The organism is Gemmatimonas sp., from assembly GCF_044344655.1.
GTDB lineage: Bacteria > Gemmatimonadota > Gemmatimonadetes > Gemmatimonadales > Gemmatimonadaceae > Gemmatimonas.
The window spans coordinates 1-20,880 of record NZ_JBIJCN010000028.1 but is presented as its reverse complement, the minus strand read 5'-3'; the positions used below and the strand labels follow the sequence as shown (position 1 = coordinate 20,880).

General features: G+C 68.1%; 13 protein-coding genes. 8 read left to right on the top strand and 5 right to left on the bottom strand.

Annotated elements, in window-relative coordinates; translation table 11 throughout:
• Nucleotides 1–8 precede the first annotated feature (8 nt).
• Entirely contained in the window at nucleotides 9–1,859 is a 1,851-nt protein-coding gene (locus ACIQ51_RS08920; RefSeq protein ID WP_396204691.1) for an ABC transporter ATP-binding protein, read from the bottom strand.
• A 391-nt stretch (nucleotides 1,860–2,250) separates the two neighbouring features.
• Between ACIQ51_RS08920 and ACIQ51_RS08915 the strand changes: the two genes are divergently transcribed.
• Nucleotides 2,251–2,760, top strand: coding sequence for a hypothetical protein (locus ACIQ51_RS08915; protein ID WP_396204690.1), 510 nt, complete (start codon nucleotides 2,251–2,253; stop codon nucleotides 2,758–2,760).
• A gap of 41 nt (nucleotides 2,761–2,801) precedes the next feature.
• Here ACIQ51_RS08915 and ggt read toward each other — a convergent pair whose 3' ends face one another.
• A complete protein-coding gene (gene ggt, locus ACIQ51_RS08910) occupies nucleotides 2,802–4,637 on the bottom strand; it encodes a gamma-glutamyltransferase (protein WP_396204689.1) in 1,836 nt (611 codons plus the stop codon).
• A gap of 55 nt (nucleotides 4,638–4,692) precedes the next feature.
• Nucleotides 4,693–5,493, bottom strand: coding sequence for a hypothetical protein (locus tag ACIQ51_RS08905; protein WP_396204688.1), 801 nt, complete (start codon nucleotides 5,491–5,493; stop codon nucleotides 4,693–4,695).
• A 94-nt stretch (nucleotides 5,494–5,587) separates the two neighbouring features.
• Between ACIQ51_RS08905 and murQ the strand changes: the two genes are divergently transcribed.
• Genes murQ through ACIQ51_RS08890 form a run of 3 tightly spaced genes read left to right on the top strand, consistent with a single transcriptional unit; the run spans nucleotide 5,588 to nucleotide 9,194 of the window.
• Nucleotides 5,588–6,511, top strand: a complete 924-nt coding sequence (gene murQ / locus ACIQ51_RS08900; protein ID WP_396204687.1) for an N-acetylmuramic acid 6-phosphate etherase — start codon at nucleotides 5,588–5,590, stop codon at nucleotides 6,509–6,511.
• The gene (locus ACIQ51_RS08895; protein ID WP_396204686.1) at nucleotides 6,508–7,719 is read left to right on the top strand and encodes an anhydro-N-acetylmuramic acid kinase; all 1,212 of its coding nucleotides are present in this window, start codon (nucleotides 6,508–6,510) and stop codon (nucleotides 7,717–7,719) included. The genes murQ and ACIQ51_RS08895 overlap by 4 nt, the downstream gene beginning before the upstream one ends.
• The gene (locus tag ACIQ51_RS08890; protein WP_396204685.1) at nucleotides 7,716–9,194 is read left to right on the top strand and encodes a glycoside hydrolase family 3 protein; all 1,479 of its coding nucleotides are present in this window, start codon (nucleotides 7,716–7,718) and stop codon (nucleotides 9,192–9,194) included. Before ACIQ51_RS08895 ends, ACIQ51_RS08890 begins: the two co-directional genes overlap by 4 nt.
• A 33-nt stretch (nucleotides 9,195–9,227) precedes the next feature.
• On the opposite strand, the gene ACIQ51_RS08885 is transcribed toward ACIQ51_RS08890, so the two are convergent.
• The gene (locus ACIQ51_RS08885; protein ID WP_396204684.1) at nucleotides 9,228–10,316 is read right to left on the bottom strand and encodes a PP2C family protein-serine/threonine phosphatase; all 1,089 of its coding nucleotides are present in this window, start codon (nucleotides 10,314–10,316) and stop codon (nucleotides 9,228–9,230) included.
• Between the two features lie 294 nt (nucleotides 10,317–10,610).
• Here ACIQ51_RS08885 and ACIQ51_RS08880 point away from each other — a divergent pair, with 294 nt between their 5' ends.
• The 4 genes from ACIQ51_RS08880 to ACIQ51_RS08865 all read left to right on the top strand — a co-directional run bounded on the left by ACIQ51_RS08880 (nucleotide 10,611) and on the right by ACIQ51_RS08865 (nucleotide 19,261).
• Nucleotides 10,611–12,518, top strand: a complete 1,908-nt coding sequence (locus ACIQ51_RS08880; protein WP_396204683.1) for an N-acetylmuramoyl-L-alanine amidase — start codon at nucleotides 10,611–10,613, stop codon at nucleotides 12,516–12,518.
• Between the two features lie 20 nt (nucleotides 12,519–12,538).
• Nucleotides 12,539–15,553 (top strand): hypothetical protein, encoded by a 3,015-nt coding sequence (locus ACIQ51_RS08875; protein WP_396204682.1) that lies wholly within the window; start codon nucleotides 12,539–12,541, stop codon nucleotides 15,551–15,553.
• Nucleotides 15,554–15,632: 79 nt separating this feature from the next.
• Nucleotides 15,633–16,121, top strand: a complete 489-nt coding sequence (locus ACIQ51_RS08870) for a gamma carbonic anhydrase family protein (RefSeq protein WP_396204681.1) — start codon at nucleotides 15,633–15,635, stop codon at nucleotides 16,119–16,121.
• 545 nt (nucleotides 16,122–16,666) lie between these two features.
• Entirely contained in the window at nucleotides 16,667–19,261 is a 2,595-nt protein-coding gene (locus tag ACIQ51_RS08865) for a vitamin B12-dependent ribonucleotide reductase (RefSeq protein ID WP_396204680.1), read from the top strand.
• A gap of 490 nt (nucleotides 19,262–19,751) precedes the next feature.
• Here ACIQ51_RS08865 and ACIQ51_RS08860 read toward each other — a convergent pair.
• On the bottom strand, nucleotides 19,752–20,880 hold a 1,129-nt coding region (locus ACIQ51_RS08860), incomplete at its 5' end, for an AMP-binding protein (RefSeq protein WP_396204679.1).

Below are 20,880 nucleotides of genomic sequence, written 5' to 3'. Positions count from 1 at the left end.
CCCAGCGCTCACGCGGCCTCGATGGCGTCGAGGAGCTGTTGGCGCTTCAGCAGGTCCGCGTACCGGCCGCCCAGGAGGACGAGCGCGTCGTGCGTGCCTTGCTCCACCACCGTCCCCTCGTGCAGTACGAGAATGTGGTCTGCCTCACGCACCGCGCTGACCCGATGCGAGGCGATGATCGCGGTGCGTCCGCGCAGAGCCTCACGCAGGCCGTGCAGAATGGCAGCTTCCGTGTGCGTATCGACGGCACTGAGGGCATCGTCGAGTAGTACGATGTCTGGGGTGCGGGCGAGAGCACGAGCCAAGGCCGTGCGCTGCTTCTGGCCGCCGGACAGGTTGATGCCACGTTCACCAAGGCGCGTGTCGTAGCCGTCGGGGAGCGCAGCGATCGTGGCGGCGAGCTGTGCGACCGTCGTGGCCTGGTGCAGGCGCGCCGGCTCGGGCTGCGCGAGCCCGTACGTGATGTTCGCCCCGATCGTATCGCTGAAGAGCAGCGCTTCCTGCGGTACGACGCCGATCATGGCGCGGAGCTCGCGAAGCGGGAGCATCCGGATGTCCACGCCATCCACGAGGATCTGCCCCTGTTGGATCTCGTGCATCCGCGGCAGCAGGTCCATGAGCGTACTCTTGCCCGAGCCGGTGCTTCCTACGATCGCCAGCGTACCGCCGGCAGGGATGCGGAATGACACGTTCCGCAGCACCCAGCGCGGCGTGCCGTTGTGGTCCCCATAGGTGGCCGTGGCCGCCTCGCCGTTGTCGTTGAGCGCCGTCGGGGCAGGGTAATGGAACGATACGTGTTGGAACTCGATGCTGCGCCCGCCGCCTGTAGCGGGTGGCAACGTGGCGGTCCCGGTGTCGTGGACCGACTCGGGGGAGGCATCGAGCAGTTCGAGCACGCGCGCCATTGAGGCCGCGCCACGTTGGAAGAGATTGGTCGTCCACCCCAAGGCGATCAACGGCCAGGTGAGCATCCCAAGGTAGATGCCGAAGGCCACGTAGCTGCCCACGCTCAGGCGCCCGTCGATCAGCATCTGTCCGCCCACGGCGATGGTGACCGCACCACCAAGTCCTGCCAGTAGGGCGAAGCTGGGGCTCATCAGCCCGTTCAACCACGCGAGACGCATGTTGGCCTCGAGATAGCCGTGGCCAAGCGCTTCGAACCGCGCGACTTCGGCCGCTTCCTGCTGGTAAGCACGGACCACGCGTACGCCGGACAGATTCTCCTGTGCGCGGGTGGTGAGCTGACTGAATTGCGATTGGACCGCCTCAAAGCGCGCATGCACCTGCTTGCCGAGCCGCAGCATCAGGAAGGGCAAGCCAATCAGAGGAAGCAGCGCGGCCGCCGTGAGCCCGGGTGATATGCGTAGCATCATCACGAGGGCGAAGAGGCCACCGGCAATCGTATTGGTGAAGTACATGACGGCGGGACCGGCCGCCATGCGCACCGCGCTGAGATCGTTCGTGAGGCGTGCCATCACGTCGCCGGTACGCCAGCGCGCATACCAAGCGGCATCGAGCGCGCTGAGGCGCGAAAAGAGATCGCGGCGCAGGTCGGTCTCGATACGGCGGCTCACACCGTTGAGTGTGTGGCGCATGGTGAAGCGCAGACCGCCCGCCACGAGTTGCGTGGCGACCATGCCCACGGCGAGCGCGACCAGGGCACGAACGGGGACGCCTCGGCGCAGGTCATCGAGCCCGCGCTGCAGGAACGACGGGATCAGGGTGGCGAGTGCAGCCGAAATGACGACGGCGACCAACCCCAGCGCAACTTGTACGCGATAGGGGTGGTAGTATGGGAGCAGCCGGCGCAGCGTTCGCCACGCCTTGTTCCTGCCCCCCGTCCCTTGGAGTCTGCCCATGCGCCAATATAGCGGTTCCTGCCGACCCACCGTGTTCATGTCAACGCTGGCTTTGGCCGCACTGGCCGCGTGCGGTGGTGACAAGCGGTCAGAGACCGGCGCACTCGCCAGCGATTCGGCGCGTGGACGGGACCTCGCGCTCGCCCGCCAGGACAGCGCTCAGCCGCAGTTGCAGGACGTGCCCAACATACCGACCCCGGCAGCCGCGCCCGCACCCGCACCCGCGCCAGTGGCGGCTCCGGTGCCGGCGCCGGTGCCTCGTCCGCGCAGTACGCCTCGCGCCGCGACCCCGCGTCCGACACCGCGTCCGACGCCGGCGCCGGCTGTCACACCCGCACCCGCTCCTGCGGCCGCGGTGCCAGTGACGGGCACCGTGGCGGCCGGGACGAGCATGCGTTTCGCCGTGAGGGCCAAGGTGTGCAGCAACACGACGCCCGCGGGTGAGAAGTTCACCGCCGAGCTGTCGGAGACGGTGAACGCCACTAACGGCATCAGCATCCCCGCGGGCGCCACGGGAGTTTTCGAGGTCGCCGACGCGAAGACGGCGCAGAACAGCAGCGATGATACGTACCTGCGGGTGCGACTCGTGAGTGTGACCTATGGCGGCTACACGTACCCCGTGGATGCCACCGTGCAGACGGCCAGTACGGAGCGCGTGCGCAGCACCGCCAAGGGAGCCGACGCCCGGAAGGTGGTCGGTGGCGCCATTCTAGGCGCTATCGCTGGACAGGTGATCGGCAAGAGCACCAAGGGGACCGTGGTTGGCGCTGCCGCAGGTGCCGCTGCGGGCACCGCCGCCGCTGCCGCGACGGCGAACTTCGACACCTGCCTGAACAACGGAGGAACGGTGACGGTAACGCTCGACGGCCCGATCACTGTGCGGCCGGCACCGGTGAACTGACCGACAGGCGCCTCGAGACACGAGACGCAGCGTCTCCGCTCTCAGTATCCCACGGCTCCACCCGAGCGACGGGGTTCGGGCTGGCCTTCCCATCCCCCCTTCACTCGCATGATGGCATTCACGTTCACGAGACTGCGCAGTTCGCGCATCACGTGCCCGTACCCACGCAGCGAGTCGAGCACGGCGGGGCGTACACCACCGGCTTCGAACGTGAGGGAGTCGGGGAGGGCCTGGTGATGGACGCGCGGCGCCCGCATGGCGTCGCCGAGCGACATACGGTGGTCAATCACGTTGAGGATCACCTGGCTGGTGCCGGTGATGATGGTGGGACCGCCGGCGGCGCCTACCACCAGTAGTACCTGATCCACGGGGTCGAGCACGATCGTGGGCGACATGGCGCTCAGCATGCGCTTGCCGGGCTGAATCGCGTTCTGTTCGCCCTGCACGAGGCCGAACATGTTGGGTTTGCCGGGCTGCGCAGCGAAGTCATCCATCTCGTCGTTGAGCATGAACCCGGCGCCACGTACCCACACTCCGGAGCCCCACGAGTTGTTGAGCGTGGTGGTGGTGGCGACGGCGTTGCCCCGTGCATCGACCACGCTGTAGTGCGTGGTGTTCATCGGCTCACGCGCTGCCGCCTCCATGCGAGGCTCGAGGTCACGCGTCGGCGTGGCGCGCGTGTCGGCAATGGTGGCCTTGAGCCGCGCCGCGTACGTCTTGCTCGTCAGCTGCGCCAACGGCACCTGTACGAATGCAGGATCGCCCAGCTTCGCGTTGCGGTCGATGAATGCCCGCTGGTAGGCGCTGCCCACGAGGTGGAACCACTGCGTACTCCCGTACGACGGGACCGTGGGGTACTGCTCGAGGATGTTGAGTGCCTCGGCCGTTGTCACCCCGCCCGACGAGGACGGCGGCATGGAGAGCAGTCCGTAGCCGCGGTAAGTAGTGCGGATGGGCGCCCGCCACACCGGCGCGTATTTCGCGAGATCGGCCTTCGTGATGATGCCGCCACCGCGCTGCATTTCGCCCGTGAGCGAGTCGGCAATCCATCCGCTGTAGAACGCGCTGGGACCCTGCGCCGCGATCGCCTCGAGGGTGCGCGCGAGATCGGGCTGCACCAGCCGCGCACCGGCCGCGAGCGGCTTGCCGCCGGGGGTGAACGGGGATTGGGCTTGGAAGCGCAGCAGCATCTTCGAGGCGCGCTCGATCGACCCGGCGAGTGCGGTATCCACCACAAAGCCATCGCGTGCGAGCTTGATGGCCGGCTGCATCACCCGGGACAGCGGCATGGTGCCGTAGCGTTCAAGCAGCGCGTTGAGGCCGGCGACCGCGCCCGGTACGCCGGACGCGAGATGGCCGTAGATGCTCTTGTCGGTCAGTTTGCCGTTTTCGTCGAGATACATGTTGCGTGTCGCAGCGAGCGGCGCGACTTCCCGGTAGTCGATCGCGGCGGTGCGCCCGTCGGCCATGCGCACGACGGTGTAGCCGCCACCACCGATATTGCCCGCCTCGGGCCACGACACCGCGAGTGCAAACCCGAGCGCCACCGCAGCGTCGACCGCGTTGCCGCCCGCGCGCATGATCTCGGCTGCGGCAGCACTCGCCTCGGGGCTGTTGCTCACCGCCATCACCTCCGGAGCAAACGTCGCCCGCGTGCCCGCGGGCAGTCGCCACCCGTCAGGAAAGCGCGCCGTCTGACGCTCGGGGATCGCTGGATCGCCCGGCGCACGCACCGCCGAGGATGGGCGTCCGCCCGGAACGCCCGTGTCGACCGCCTGAGAGGATGGCGCGGTGCACGCTGCCGAAAAGGCGAGGGAGAGCGCCCCGAGGGCGCAGGCGGAAGCACGCGCGGCGGTGGTAAACGATGTTGTGGTCACGGCGAAGAGGCTGTGCGTCACGTGGTGGGGTGTCGGGAAGTGTGAACGGAACGGGTTAGAAGCTGAATCGCAGCGTGGCTCGTGTGCTCCGCGTGCGGTACGTGCGTGCGGCCTCGGTGGGCAGCGCCTGCTGCGAATGCCATCCCATCCCGAAGTCCTGTACGAGGGTGAGTGCCACGCCTTGTGACAGCGTGACGCCCGCGCCGACGCCGAGGGCGCCGACGACGTCGATCTGCATGCCGGTGGCGCCGAACGACACGCCGGTGGCCTGCTCGCGCAGGTTGCGAAAAGCATTCACGCCGCCCTGTGCTTCGAAGACGGTGTGCACGCCAGGCCCGCCACCGCTGCGGAACTGACCCATGAGCGACCACAGCTGCGTCTGCGCCTCGCAGCCGCCGAGGCAGACCGCCGATTCGCCGACGGGGGCCACCACGCCATTGTTCGGGAACGGGACCGAGAGAAGATCCACCACGCCATACCCGGCGGCGACCCCGATGGTGCTGACCCCGTCGAGCGCCTTCTCGAGGGTGCCGCGAAGCTGCCAGAGTGGATCCGGGCCGAATCGCCACTGGGATCGGGACGCCCCGTCGTTGATGTCACCCATCACGATCGCGCTGGCCCCGCCGGAGACCGTCCAGCTGGCACGGGGGGCCTGCCCGGGGCTGCCGCCCACCGGTCGTCCGCGGATCTGGCCCGCCAGCGGGGATGCCGCGAATGCCGAAGCGGCGACGGCAGGCACCGCCAGCCGAAGCCACGCACGGGATCGGGGCTGGGCGCGTTCGAGCGCATGCAGGACAGCGCACCAGGTAGTGCGTATCGCCGAGGGCAGAGACAATGCGACTCCGAGGTTGACCATCCGTTAAGTTACCTGAGCATCTCCAAGCTACGCATCGCCACGGGGTTCGGGAAACGCACCGGGCCTGCCACGGCGTCGTCCCCAGTCCATTCCTGTGTCCGCTCCGCCGCTCGACCCACGAGTCACCGAACGTCGCAATCCGCGCACGGCCGACATCGATGTCGCGTCGCCGCTGGCGATCATCGATCTGATGACCGCGGAGGATCGCGCCGTGGCGGATGCTGTGGCGTCGCAGCGCGAACCGATTGCGCACGCCATTGCGGCGATCGAAGCGGCGTTCCGCAGCGGGCACCGGTTGCTCTACTTGGGCGCCGGAACCTCGGGGCGGCTGGGTGTCCTCGACGCCAGCGAATGCCCGCCCACCTTCGGCACCGATCCGCATATGGTCGTGGGGATCATCGCCGGGGGTGATCACGCGCTGCGCAATCCGATCGAGGGCGCTGAAGACGACCCTGCCGCCGGAGCGGCGGCTGTAGACCTCCACACGGTCACCGCCGGTGATGTGGTGGTTGGCATTGCCGCGAGTGGCACCACCCCCTTCGTGCGTGGGGCCCTGCTGCGGGCGCGCGAGCTGGGGGCGACCACCGCGCTGATCGCCTGCAGTGAGCCGCCGCCGGTCATGCGCGCGGCGGCTGATATTCTCATGCTGCCCATCGTGGGTCCCGAAGTGCTGACCGGCAGCACGCGCCTCAAGGCCGGCACCGCGACGAAGCTCGTGTGCAACATGCTCACCACCGGCGCGATGATTCGCATCGGCAAGAGCTACGGCAACCTTATGGTGGACCTGCGCGCCACCAACGTGAAGCTGCAGGATCGCGCCGAGCGCATCGTGTGCGAGGTGACGGGGCTCGTGCGCGAGGACGCCCGGGTGCTGCTCGCGCAGGCCGACGGCCGCGTGAAGCGCGCGCTCGTGATGCACGCGCTCGGCGTGGATGCGGCCACCGCCGATGCGCGCCTCGCCGAGGCCGGCGGCGTGATCCGCAAGGTGGTGCCGAACGCGCCGCCGCCGGTTTGGTGAGCATCAGCGCGCCGGTCCTCATGGTGGGCCTGATGTCGGGCACGTCGCTCGACGGCATCAGTGCGGCCGTGGTGGAGTTTTCCGAGCGCCTTCCGGTGTCTGTCGGTACGCAGGCCACGCTGCGCCACTTCGTGCAGCGCCCATATACCCCCGAGCAGCGGGCGCGCTTGCAGGCGGCAATGCAGGGCGGCACGGCGCAGGCGTATTGCCGCCTGCAGGCCGATCTTGGTACATGGCTCGGCGATGCCGCCGTGGAGGCGATGCAGGGCGCCGGCGTCACGTCGCGCGACGTACGGGGGATTGCGTCTCACGGGCAAACCCTGTGGCATGAACCCGGCCACAGTACATGGCAGATCGGCGACGCGGCGCGCATTGCCGAGCGCACTGGCTGCGCGGTGGTGAGCGACTTCCGGACGCGCGACATGGCGGTGGGCGGGCAAGGAGCGCCACTGGTGCCCATGGCCGATGCCGTGCTCTTCGCGCACGAGAGCGAATGGCGTGCGCTGCAGAACATCGGCGGCATCGGCAACGTGACCTTGGTGCCACCAGCGCGCGAGGCACTGGCGTCGCTGGCGTCGGACGCGTCAGGCGTTCAGGTACGTGCCTTCGACACCGGGCCCGGTGTGGTGGTGATCGATGGCGTGGTGCAGCGGCTCTTCGGCACGCCCTACGACACCGACGGTGCTCTCGGGGCGACGGGGCGCATTCTCGAACCGGTTGTCGAGTCGCTGCTTTCCCTGTCGTTCCTGGGGCAGGAGCCTCCCAAGAGTACCGGGCGCGAACTGTTCACGCCGGTGTTCATCGACGCCTTCATCGCGCACTGCACCGAGGCCGGCGGCACGCCGCACGATGTCGTGGCCACCGCCACGGCGTTTACGGCGGCGACCATTGCCGACCAGTACGCGCGTTTCGTACATCCGGTACCGCGGGAGGTGCTGCTGTCCGGCGGCGGGGCCCGCAACCCGTTCCTCGTGCGCTGCATCGAGCGCGCGTTCGCCCGCCACGGTGAGCAGGCCGCGCGTGCAGTCCCTTCGGTACGCCTCTTCGACGAGTTGTTCTTCGATGCCGAAGCAAAGGAGGCGGTGGCCTTCGCCCTGCTCGGGTATCTCCATCTCACTGGTCGCGCGGGCAACGTGCCTGCTGCCACTGGTGCCCGTGCGCCGCGGGTACTTGGCGCACTCACTCCTGGTACTGAGTTGAAGTCATGAGCGAACAGTCGCGTCGCGACCTCGCGCAGTTATTGCTGCCTGTCATCCGTTGGACTCCCGAGCGTGGCTTCTCCGACGCGCGTCCCTTGATCGATCATGCGCTGGCCCTCGGTGTGGGCGGGTTTCTACTGTCCGGGGGCGAGAAGGATGGTGTGCGCGCGCTAGCCAAGGAACTACAGCTCAAGTCGAAGCATCCGTTGCTGCTGGCCGCGGAACTCGAGCGGGGGGCCGGGCAGCAGTTCGCCGGCGCCACCGGGCTGCCGCCGCTGTCGGCGATCACGGCCCTCGGCGACATCGAATCGTTGCGTCGGGCCGCGCGGCTCACCGCGCGCGAAGCGCGCACCATGGGTGTGAACTGGAACCTCGCCCCCGTGTGTGATCTCGATCTGCTGGCCGAAAATCCTTTCATGGGCACGCGCTCGTTCGGTAGCGATGCGCGCACGGTGGCAACGTTGGTGCAGGCGTGGGTCGAAGCCACGCAAGCTGAGGGCGTGATGGCGTGCGCGAAGCATTTCCCCGGCCTCGGGCGCGCCCTGAAAGATCCGCACCGTGAGGCCGTGTCGATCGACACCCCCGCGGATCAGCTCAAGGAGCTCGACCTTCACCCGTTCCGCGCCGCGGTCAGCGGTGGTGTGGCCAGTGTGATGACCGCGCACGCGGCGTACCCGGCGCTGGACAGCAGCAAGGCCCCCGCGACCGTGTCGCGGGAGATCTTGCAGTGGCTGCTGCGGCAGCAGCTCAAGTTCGACAACCTGTTGGTCGGTGACCTCATGACGCTCCCCGGTGTTTGTGAGGGGCGCGAGGTGGCCGACGCTTGCGTGCAGGCACTGCGCGCGGGGTGCGACGTGCTACTGTCGCCCGGCGATCTCGATGTCACGCTCGGGGCGCTCGAGCGCGCGCTCGACGATGGTACGCTCGATGCCGACCGCGTGAAGCAGAGTGTGCGCCGCCGCCTCAAGTGGGCCCAGTGGGTGTCACCGCCCAACGACTGGCGCCGTCCGAGTGGCGCTGACACCGCGTGGGGTGCCCTGCTGGCCGACAAGGTGCTGCGCTTCGAACACGGCGTCGTGCCGCCGATGGGCGGCGTGACGGAAGTTGCGATTGTGGACGACGATGATGATGTGGAAGGGCGCCGGGCCGATCGCACCGGCATCGTGGAGGCGATGCGCGTTGCCGGTAACGATGCGCGCATCGTCAGCGCGCCCACCGCAGCCAGTAGTGGTCCCTTCGTGATCGCCCTCTTCGCTGATTATCTGCCCAACAAGGGGCGCACCCGCTTGCGTGATAGCACGATCACTGCCGTGCGCGCGCTCGTCGCGCAGGCGGCGGCCATGCAGCGAGAGGTGGTCATGGTGGGGCTTGGTGATCCACGCTGGGTGCAGCAGCTGCAGATGGAGGTGCCCACGATCGTGGCGTGGAGTGGTGACCGCGTGATGCAGCAAGCGGCCGGTCGCGGGTTGCTGCGGAAGCGCTGAGACGCGTTCGGCTCCATCAGCGCCCGCGCGCGGTCAGTACAGCAGCTCCGCGGCGGTCCAGAGCGTTGCGGCCACCGCCGCAATGGCGAGCAGGATGAAGATCGGCTGCACGGCCGCCTTGCGCTGCGCGATGACTTGCGCGGGCGCAGGTGCGAGAGGCGGCGTCGCCGTGGGGGCCTGGTCCTCCGGACCGACCGGCAGCGTGCTCCGGTGCGTGCTGCCGGGGGCAACGGGGAGTTCGCGCGTTTGGTCGTTGAGCGTGCCTGCGAGCGGGAAAGCGTGGTAACCCACGCGGTCGGTCGCGGCGGGCTCGCTCAGCCCGTCCCCCTCGAAGCGCACCGCCACCACCGTGATGTTGTCCGGGCCCCCACGCGCATTGGCGCGTTCGACCAGCTTCTGACACACGCGTCGCAGGTCGGGGTCCGTCGTGGTGAGCTGCGCGATCTCGTCGGCCTTCACGAGCCCGCTCAGGCCATCGCTGCACAGGACGAGGGTGTCGCCACGGCGGACTTGCTGGTGCGTAAGGTCGACCGTGACCTGATCCTCAGGGCCGAGCGCTTGCAGAATGATGTTGCGGCGGTCGCTCACCTCGGCTTCTTCGGGCGTGAGTTCCCCCGCCTCCACGAGTCGCTGCATCAGCGATTGATCCTTCGTGAGCTGTCGGGCATGCCCATCGCGAATCAGGTACGCGCGGCTGTCGCCTACCTGCACCACGTACACGTGGTCACCCAGCAGCCCGGCGATCGTGGCGGTGGTGCCCATGCCGCGGTGTTCGGGGTGGTCCTTCGCGTGTTGGTGAATCCGGGCGTTGGCCTGCACCGTGGCGTCGCGCAGCGCGGCGGCGAACGCGTCGACGGAGCTGGCGGCTCCAGCACTCCAGCGGTGCATCAGCCCCTCCAGCACGAGGTGGCCGGCCATGTTGCTGGCCAGTTCTCCGGAGGCAGCGCCGCCCATGCCGTCGGCCACGAGGAAGAGCAGGCCGTGTGTGTCGGCGATGAGCTCGTGGGAGTCGGTCGCGAAGTCGAGCGGCGTTCCTGATTCCAGATCGGCCACGAGGAACGTGTCCTCATTGTGGTCGCGCAGCTGCCCCACGTCGGTCAGCGCGAACACGTGCGCGCGCACGCGGCGTTCTCCGTGGGGGGGCGCTTGATTGGAATCGCGGATGGGAACGGTCACAGCGACTGTGGGAGGGCCGGTACGCTCGCCGGGGCCGGAGGCCGCTGCGGATGGGAACGCCGGAGGTTGCACCGAGGGCGCCCCCGACGGAAGGGTTGTTCGGAGATCCCAGGCATGAGGGCGTCGACATCCTGCCCGGCGGCGCCCCGCCTCGTATTCCAAATGACGGCGGGAAGATGGCCCACGTTTCAATAGTGGGTCAAATTCGGAGATATGCGGAGACCTCCCCGATTCTTTCTGATGTCGGCCCGTGCGGCCGTGACCTGTGCCACCGTCCTGTCATCGGCCTGGATAGCCGGCTGCACCCCGGCACGCCGGGTGCCGCTGCCCACCGTAGCGGTACCGCCGGTGGCTCCTGAGGCGCCGACCGTTGGCTTGCCGCCGGTGCCGGTGGTCCGCGCCGCCCCGCTGGCGGTGCAGGTCCGCTACCCCGGCGTCAACCAGCTCCTCACCAGTCGCGACTCCAACTTCGTCCTCGGAACCGTTGGCACCGGTGATGCCACGCTCACGATCAACGGCGTGGCGGTGCCGGTGGCGCCCAACGGCGCCTTTCTGGGGTGGCTCGCCAATCCGCCCGGGCCTTCCCCGCGCTACGACCTGATGGCGGTCCGCGGCGCCGACACGGCGCGCCGCTCGCTGCCCGTGCGCTATCCGGTACGAATGGCACTACCGGCCACTGGACGGCTCCGGGTGGATACCGGCTCCCTCATTCCAGGACGCCGCTGGTGGGCGCGCCCCAGTGACATGCAGCGGGTGAGCGTGCGCGCGCCGCGCAATGCCACCGTGCGGTTGATCGGCACCGACGGGGTGTCGCGCCCGATGCTTCCGCCGCCGGGCGGGATGGTGACCGTGATCGACAGCGTCAGCGACGCATCGGCGGTGTTCGCGACCGACGTGGCGACCGCCCTGCTGGCTGACAGCACGGCCCCCGCGCGCGTCGTGGTCGTCCGTGCCAACGATGGCGCCGCGGACTCTGTGCAACTGCGCGTGCCGTTCGTGCGGGCATTGCCCACGACCACACGCCTGCTGGGGGTGCTCACGTCCGGCAACGCCGTCGGCAGCGACAGCGACAAGGTGGTGAGCGCCCGCACGACCGTGGGCGGCACGTACAAATGGCAGCTGATGCCCGGCACGGTGCTCGAGGTGACCGGTCGGCAGAATGGCTTCACCCGCGTGCAGCTCGACGACCAACTGCAGGTGTGGGTGGACAGCGACGAGATCACCATGCTCCCCGAGGGCACGGCATTGCCCCGTCGCGTGACGGGCGGGTTCCGCGTGAATCCGTCTGCCGATTACGTCGACGTCGTGATCGGCACCGGCGACCGCCCGGCGCACCATGTCGAGGCGAACGGCCGCGACCTGATCCTCACGTTGTACGGTGTGCAGGCCAACCCGGAGATCTCGCCGATCATCGGCAATGACACGCTCGTGCGCCGCATGGCATGGGAACAGGTCACCAGTGATCGCGTGCGCCTTGTCTTCACCTTGTCGCAGCCGGCCTACGGCTGGCTGTCGCTATGGGATGAGGTGCGCCGGGCCTTTGTGCTGCGGGTACGCCGCGTACCGTCGATTGACGCCCGTCTGCCGCTGGCGGGGCTCACGATCGCTGTCGATCCGGGCCACCCACCCGCTGGCGCGACGGGACCAACGGGGCTGTACGAGGGCGACGCGGTCTTCCCTGTGGGGCAACTGCTGGTCACGCTGCTCGAGGAACGCGGCGCCAAACCGGTCATCACCCGCACCAGCCTCGCACCGGTGGGGCTGACCGAGCGTGGGGTGCAGTCACGCCGGGACAATGCGCATGCCTTCGTGAGCATACATCTCAACGCCCTGCCGGACGGCGTGAATCCGTTCACGGCCAACGGCACGAGCACGCTGTTCTATCACAACGCGAGCGAGCCGCTGGCGCGTGATGTCCAGCGCGCGCTGCAGGCGCGCTTTGGTCTGCGGGATCTGGGGGTGCATTACCAGAACCTCGCGGTCGCGCGTCCCAGCTGGTATCCGAGTGTGCTCGCCGAGGGCCTGTTCCTCATGATCCCCGAGCAGGAGGCGGCCATGCGCGACCCGGCCTTTCAGCGCAGATATGCCGAGGCGCTGGTGGCGGGGCTGGAGTCGTACTTCCGCTGGCTCAGGGACGGAGGCCGGTGAGACCCGCGGCGCGCTCCGTCATGATCCGAGCGGTGACGATGGCGGTATGGCGCCCGGTGCTGGTCGCCGCGATCGGCATCCTGCTCGTCATGACGAGCGCCGAGCGCGCCGCCGCACAGGTGGATCCGCGCGGCACAGTGCGCACGATCACCACCCCGCACCTCTACGTGCACTATCCTGCGGCGCTCGATTCGCTGGCGCGCCTCGCGGCGGTCTTCGGCGAGACCGCGTACGGGCAGCTGGCGCGCGAACTCGTGGCGCCGCGTGGTCGCATCGACCTGCTGCTCACCGACAACGTGGACGCCAGCAACGGCTTCGCACAGGTGTTTCCGACCAACCGCGTGGTGATCTACGCGGTGCCACCGGTCGGTACACGCGAGCTGCGTTTCCACGACGACTGGCTGCGTCTCGTGATCACCCACGAGCTGGCGCACATTTTTCACATTGACCGGGCGCGTGGCCTCTGGCGCGCCGGGCGCTGGCTGTTCGGGCGCAACCCGCTGTTCTTCCCCAACGCCTTCACGCCGAGCTGGGTGAAGGAGGGGCTCGCGGTGCATTACGAGAGCGCCCTGACCGGCAGCGGACGCCTCGTGAGCACGGAGTTCCCCGTGCTGCTGCGCGCCGCGGCACGGGACAGCGCGCTCGTACCGTACGGCCGCTGGAGTTTGGCGACCACGCGATTCCCGCGGGGGCAGACGGCGTACGGCTATGGCTCGCTGCTGATGCAGCGGGCGGTGGATCTGGCCGATTCGGTACACGGCATGCGGCGGTTCGTCGAGGCTACTGCGGGGGATCTCATTCCGTTTCGGCTGCAGCGCATGTCGCGCGCCGGCTTCGGTGAACGGTTTTCCACGCTCTATCGCACGCTTCGCGACTCGGCGCAGGCCGTAGCCAGCGCGGCACCGGCTGACGGTGATGCCGTGTGGCAGTACGTGAGCCTCGACGGCTGGTATGCGCAGGCGCCGCGCTGGGTGGGCAACGATTCGCTGCTCTGGAGTGCGAGCACGGGGCGTGAGGTCACGGGGCTCTACGTGGCGCCGGTCGCGGGGGGCGGGCTGCCTCGCCGCGTGGCCTGGCGCAACGGACTCGATGTGAACGTGCCGCTCGACAGCTCGGCGCAGCGTGTGGTATTTGCGCAAGACGAGCGTCTCGATCCCTACATCACGCGCAGCGATCTCTATGTGCGCGACGGCGGAGTGCATGACGGGCGCGACCGGCGCCTTACGGTCGGGCAGCGCCTCACCATGCCCGATGTGCGCGCGGACGGCAGCATCGTGGCGGTGCAGCTGTCCGCCAATGGCAGCCGGCTTGTCCGTGTGAGCGGTACCGGTGATGCCATTACCCCACTCACGCGCGACTTGGTCGGCGAACGCTGGGCGGAGCCCCGCTGGTCACCGAACGGTGAAGAGATCGCCGCCGTGCAGCTGCTGCCGACCGGTGAGCAGCGGGTGGTCGTGCTCACCGTGTTCGGCGACGTGCGCCGCGTGGTGAGCGGTGGGCGCGCCGTGTTTGCGAGCCCCGCCTTCACGCCAGACGGCGCGCGGCTGGTGTGGAGCAGCGATCGCAGCGGGCGCATGCAGCTCGAGACTGCCGCGCGTGGTGCGCTCGGGGTGGTTGATACGTTGTCGTGGCGTACCACCGAAGTGGCGACGCAGGCGAGTGCCGTGACGACGGGGGTCTATGAGCCCAGTGTGTCGCCGGATGGGGCGCGTGTGGCCGCCCTCGTGCAGCGGGGCGACGGGTATCATGTGGCCTGGGCACCGCTCGATACCGCCGGTGCGATGGTGCGGGGTGGGTTCTATCCCCGCACGAACGCCGTGCGCATTCCCGCCTTCGCCGATTCGGCGCGTGTGAGCGCCCAGGCATCCACTCGCTACGGGGTGTGGCGTCAGCTGGTGCCGCGCTACTGGTTGCCGCTGGCGGGGGAGTCGCGCCTTGGCGACATCACCTACGGCGTGTCATCGAGTGGCGTGGACATTCTGGGGCGTCATGCCTGGAGCGGCAGCCTGCTGCTCGAGCCCGCCACGCGCGAGTACGATGGGGCGCTGTCCTATCGCTACGCCGGGCTGGGCGTGCCCGTTGCTGACGTGAGCTACAGTCAGGAGTGGGACGGGACCTTCGTGGTGCGCAACAACAGCGGTGCGCGCCTTGGTACGGTCGCACGCCGGCGCCGCTTTCTCACGGCCAGCAACACCTACGTCGTACCACGCGTGCGCTGGAACGTCGTGGGCACCATCGGGGCGCAATACGAACTGCGTGCCTTCAAGGCCGCCGCCGACTCCATTCGCGGCACCGCCGACGATCCGCTACGCACCGGGGTGCGCTATCCAAGCCTGTTTCTCAATGCGAGCGTGAGTACGGCCCGCCGCGCGCTGCGCGGCGTGAGCGTGGAGGAAGGGTTCACGCTCAGCAACAGTGTCGCGTACCGTTGGCAGGAGGAGAGCGCCGAGGGCGGATCGTTCCGCGATATCCTGACGGCGCGCGCGTATCTGCCGCTCGATCTGCCGGGATACGCGCGGCACGTGCTGGCCACGCGCGTGGCGGTGGGCTACGCCGACAACAATACGCGGACCGAGTTTACGGTGGGCGGCGCGAGCGGCGTGACTTCGGAGCTGCTCCCCGGTGTGGTGGTGGGTGATCCCCTGCGGCCGTTCCCGGTGCGCGGTACGCCGCCCGGCGTGCAGCGCGGCGCGCGTGCCCTAGCGGGGAGCGTGGAGTATCGCGCGCCGCTGCTGATGTTCCGGCGGGTGCCCAGTCCGTTCACGGTATACAGCGACCGTCTGAGCGTAGTGCTGTTCAGCGACGCGGCACGCGCGTGGTGTCCGGCGTCGCTGCGCCGCAATGCGGTGGTGTGCCTCCCCAACGGGGTGCGCGACGGCTGGCTGGCGAGCGCCGGTGGCGAGGTCGTGCTCGATCTGGCGCTGCAGTACGACGTGCCGTATCGCGTACGGCTCGGAACGGCGGTGCCGTACGTGGCACCGGCGGGGGTCTCGCGGAAGGCGAGTGTGTACGTGACCCTTGGGGGGTACTTCTGAGGGTGGCGGGTGTCCGAGCATGCCGCTCGTCGCGTTCCCTGCCTGCCGCCCCCTGCTGGACGCTGGAGTAACTTCCCGCATGGCCTCTCCCTTCATTCACGAATCCGCGGTCGTCGTCGGCGACGTCCAGCTCGCCGAGGACACCAGCGTGTGGCCCACCGCCGTCATTCGCGGCGATGTGGAGCGCATCACCATCGGCGCCCGCAGCAACGTCCAGGACGGCGCCGTCATCCATGCCGATCCGGGCAAGCCCACCATCGTCGGTGAGGACTGCGTGATTGGGCACCGGGCAATCGTGCACGGCAGCGTGCTGGAGCACGGCGTGCTGGTGGGGATGGGCGCGATCCTCCTCAACGGCGTGCACGTGGGCGCCGGGAGCATCATCGGGGCAGGGGCGGTGCTGACGGAGAACATGCAGGTCCCGCCGGGATCGCTGGTGCTGGGCGTGCCTGGCAAGGTGGTGCGGCAGCTCGACGCCGCACAGCAGGCCCGGATTCTCGACAATGCGGCGCGGTATGTGGTGCTGGCGCAGGCGCACCGGTCAGGGGCGATCACGCGGCACCGCTGAACAGTACGGGCGGAGGCGCTGAGGTCCGGCGAGGTCCGGCGAGGTCCGGCGAGGCAAGGAGAATCGCCGCAACGCGAATGCGAGCAACGGCGGCACCGCAGGTGTGACTGCAAGCAAGCGGAGACGACCGCAGGAGACCCGGCGGGAATGCTCACCCCGGGGTACTCGTGGCGTCCTGCTGTTGTGTTACTGCCGAGTCTGCTCTGGCAATAGCCTTGTAAGCTATTGCTGTGCAATGTGTTGCCGGTTCATGCCGTGACTGTCGCGAGAGGGCTCACCAGCAGCGAGTCGGGCCTCGGCATGCACGGCACTTCGGATGACGGCACACTGCTGTGGCTGGTGGACAACTCCACCATCGTCGCACAAAAGTGATCCGCCGATTGCAACTCGTCCACGCGCAAACGGTTAGCCCACGGCTTGCGTGGCTTCACGAATAGCGGCACCATACCGCCCCGCTGCCACCCCCTCCCGCTCTCGGAATTCCCCACCGAGATGTCGCCGCACCCAGGCAGTCTGCCACCCGTCAAGAGCTCAGGAGCCCTCGCATGTCCTTCTCCGCAACGCCCCCGGAAGGTCTGGTCACGCTGTCGGCGAATGCTCGCACCGTGCTGGACAAGCGCTACCTCGTCAAGGACGCGGCTGGCAAGTCGGTGGAGAAGGTTGAAGACATGTTCTGGCGTGTGGCCACGGTGGTGGCTGAGGCCGACCGCCGCTACGGGGCAAGCGACGGGGCGGTGCAGGCGCTGGCGGAGGAATTCTACTTCCTCATGACGCAGCGTCGGTTCGAGCCCAACTCGCCCACGCTGATGAACGCCGGCCGTCCGCTCGGGCAACTCTCTGCCTGCTTCGTGTTGCCGGTGGATGACGCGCTCAGCAACGGACAGAGCGGCATCTACGATACGCTGCGCAGCATGGCGCTCATCCATCAGAGCGGCGGCGGTACGGGGTTCAGCTTCTCGCGCCTGCGCGCCAAGGGGAGCACGGTCCGCAGCACCACCGGCGTGGCTAGCGGCCCGGTGAGCTTCATGGAGCTCTACGACGGCAGCACCAACGCGGTGAAGCAGGGCGGGACGCGCCGCGGCGCCAACATGGGCATCCTGCGGGTCGATCACCCTGACGTGATGGAGTTCATCACCGCCAAGGAAGACCTCACCAAGATTACCAACTTCAACATCTCGGTGGGCATCACCAACACGTTCATGGAGGCCGTGAAGGCCGACACGAACTACGCCCTCATCGACCCGGCCAACGGCCAGGTCACGGCGCAGCTGCGCGCGCGTGACGTATGGGACAAGATGATCCTCGGCGCGTGGCGCACCGGTGAGCCGGGCGTGTTCTTCATCGACGAGGCCAACCACTACAATCCGGTGCCGCACCTCGGGAACTACGAGGCGACGAACCCCTGCGGCGAGCAGCCGCTGCTGGCCTACGACGTGTGCAATCTGGGCAGCGTGAACGTGGGCCACTATGTGAGCGACGGCGTGGTGGACTGGGAGGCCATGCGGCGCGACATCGCGCTCAGCACGCACTTCCTCGACAACATCATCGACGTCAACAAGTATCCGCTGCCGGAGATCGACGCGCTCAGCAAGCGCATTCGCCGCATCGGACTGGGTGTGATGGGCTTTGCCGACATGCTCGTACGCCTCGGCATTCCGTATGACAGCCCCGAGGGCGTGGAAATGGGGCGCACGGTGATGGAGTTCCTCGACGTCGAAGGCAAGAAGGAGAGCGAGCGGCTCGCCAAGGAGCGCGGGGCCTTCCCCGAGTGGGCACGCTCCATCTGGGGTCCCGACGACACCTGCGCGCGTGATGCCAACGGGCAGCGTATCCGCCCCATGCAGCCGCTGCGCAACTGCAACGTGACCACGGTCGCCCCCACCGGCACCATCTCCATCATCGCCGGCTGCTCCAGCGGCCTCGAGCCGCTCTTTGCCGTGGCGTTCATGCGCAACCAGGCGGGCGTGATGATGCCCGACGTGAACGAAGACTTCGTGGCGATTGCGAAGAAAGAGGGGTGGTACAGCGATGAGCTCATGGAGCGCATTGCGAAGACCGGCAGCGTGAAGCACGCCGAGGTGCCCCTCACATGGCAGCGCGTGTTCAACACCGCCAACAACATCGCGCCCGAGTATCACATCCGCATGCAGGCGGCCTTCCAGCAGCACTGCGACTCGGCCATCTCCAAGACCACCAACTTCAGTCACGCCGCGACCGTAGACGATGTCCGCGCGATCTATGAGCTCGCGTACGACATGAAGTGCAAGGGCGTGACCGTGTACCGCGACGGTTCGCGCGACGGCCAGGTGCTGAGCACCGGCGCCACGCAGGAAGCGGCCGCGAAGCGTGATGGCGCGCCGGCCGCGGCGTCTGCGGCTGAGGCGAAGCCTGAAGCGGCCAAGGAAGTCACGGCGATGCGCCGCGAGCTGGGGGAGCTGCAGGGCACGATGGCGGAGCTGCAGAACGAACTCGATCGCACCAAGAAAGCGCTGTTCAGTGCGGAGGCCGAGAACGCCAATCGTCGCGGCAAGCGTTCGCGTCCCGAAGTCATGCGCGGCACCACGTACCGGAAGGACACGCCGCTTGGCACGATGTTCGTGAACATCACCGAAGATGAGAAGGGGCAGCCGTTCGAGGTGTTCCTCAATCTCGGCAAGGCGGGTGGGTCGGCCATGGCCGACGCCGAGGCCATCGGTCGCCTGATCTCGCTCGCGCTGCGCAGCGGGATCAGCATGCAGGAGATCCACCGGCAGCTGCGCGGCATTTCAAGCGACCGGGCGGTGGGGCTTGGTCCCAACAAGGTGTTGTCGTTGCCCGATGCGGTGGGTATCGCGCTGGAGCAGTGGTGGCGTGAGAAGCAGGGGGTGCAGCAGGATCTCCTGAACGGCGGGCAGAGCGCCACGACGCCGAGCGGCCCCGCGTTCCTCTCACCCATGCCGGCCCCGGCTGCCGGCATGTCCAGCCCGCGCCCATCCACGGCGGCGGAGCAGGGGGTGCCGCAAAATGCCCTCCCGCAGATCGACTTCGGCAACGTGGGCGGTGAGGTGTTCATGGGCACGTGCCCGGACTGCGGGAGCCAGCTGGAGTTCGCCGAAGGGTGCGTGAAGTGCCATGTGTGCGGCTTCAGCGAGTGCGGGTGACGAATATCTGACCAGGACCGCGAAGGCCGCGGCGCTTGCGGCTCGAGGGGATCGAGCGCGTGGGTACCGCGTCGGATTTTTTCCGACTGGTGCGCTGAAACGAGCCAGGCATATTCGCGGTGCATGCACGGAACGAGACGCCGCGCATGGATCCTTCCTCGAAGACGTTCACGGAAGGGCGCGTGCCGGCAGTTCGGTGTCGACACGCAGGTTGTGAGGTCGCTGGACACAACTGAAGTCCGATGTACATCGGGCGCCTGCGTTGGGCTCGTCCAACAAGGGAAAGATCGTCGGTTGCCACAATACCGATGCCTCGAAAGAGCCTCATCGATATTTGGTACCGAACCACGCTGCTGACGATCGCCAGCGATATGAACCCCCGCGGGAGGCAGCGATGCCCCTGCGGGGGTTCTTTCTTGTGGGCGCACGATGTGGGCGAGCCTCAGCGCCAGCGCAAACGCCCACCCTGACGACGGACGTGCGGAGCCGGTCAGATGGTGCCGCCCTCCACGGAGGAGAGGTCACCTTCCGGCAATCCGAGGGCGCGTGCCTTGAGGAGCCGTCGCATGATCTTGCCGCTCCGGGTGCGTGGGATCAGGTCGAGGAATGACAGTGCTCTGGGGGCAATGGCCGCGCCGAGCCGCTGTCGGCTGAAGTCACGTAGCTCGAGGCTCAACGCCTCCGATGGCGCGAAGCCAGGTTTGAGTGTCACGAACACCTTGACGAGTTCGCCGGCCAGCGGATCGGGAATGCCTATCGCGGCCGCCTCGGCTACGGCCGGATGCTCCAGCAGTATGCTTTCCACTTCAAACGGGCCGATCAGCTGTCCCGCGCTCGTGATGACATCATCGGCCCGCCCCGCGAACCAGTAGTATCCATCGGCGTCACGTCGGGCGAGGTCGCCGGTGAGATACCAGCCGTCCGCGAAGCAACGGCGGTAGCGCTCATCCTCGTTGAGGTAGCCGCGAAACATCGACGGCCATCCCGGCCGGAGTGCCAGCTCGCCCACCTGATCCGGCTCCTGTACTTCCTCCACCGCATGGGGGGCGCGTTTGACAATGCCTGCGGTGACCCCGGGGAGTGGCTTCCCCATGGACCCGGGGCGGATCTCCAGCGCCGGAACGTTGGCGATCATGATGCCTCCGGTTTCGGTCTGCCACCAGTGGTCGTGAATGGGACGGCTGAGCACCTCGGCGCTCCACTGCACGGCCTCCGGATGGAGGGGCTCGCCAAAGCTGCAGATAAGCCGCAAGGCCGAGAGGTCGTACGGTCGCACCGCGTTGGTTCCCGCTCGCATGAGCAAGCGAATGGCCGTGGGGGCGGTATACCAGACCGTCACGCGCTCGTCCTGCAGGGTGCGATACCAGCGCTCGACGTCGAAGTCACCCTCGTACACGACGCTCGTGATGCCGTGGCTGAGGGGAGCAATGATGCCGTACGAGGTGCCCGTCACCCATCCCGGATCCGCGGTGCACCAGAACACGTCATCCACTCGGAAGTCGAGGGCATAGCTCGCCGTGACATGATGCGCCAAAACGGCTCCATGCGCATGCACCGCACCTTTCGGCGTACCGGTGGTTCCGCTGGTGAAGTGCAGGATGGCCTCATCGTCGGCCGTG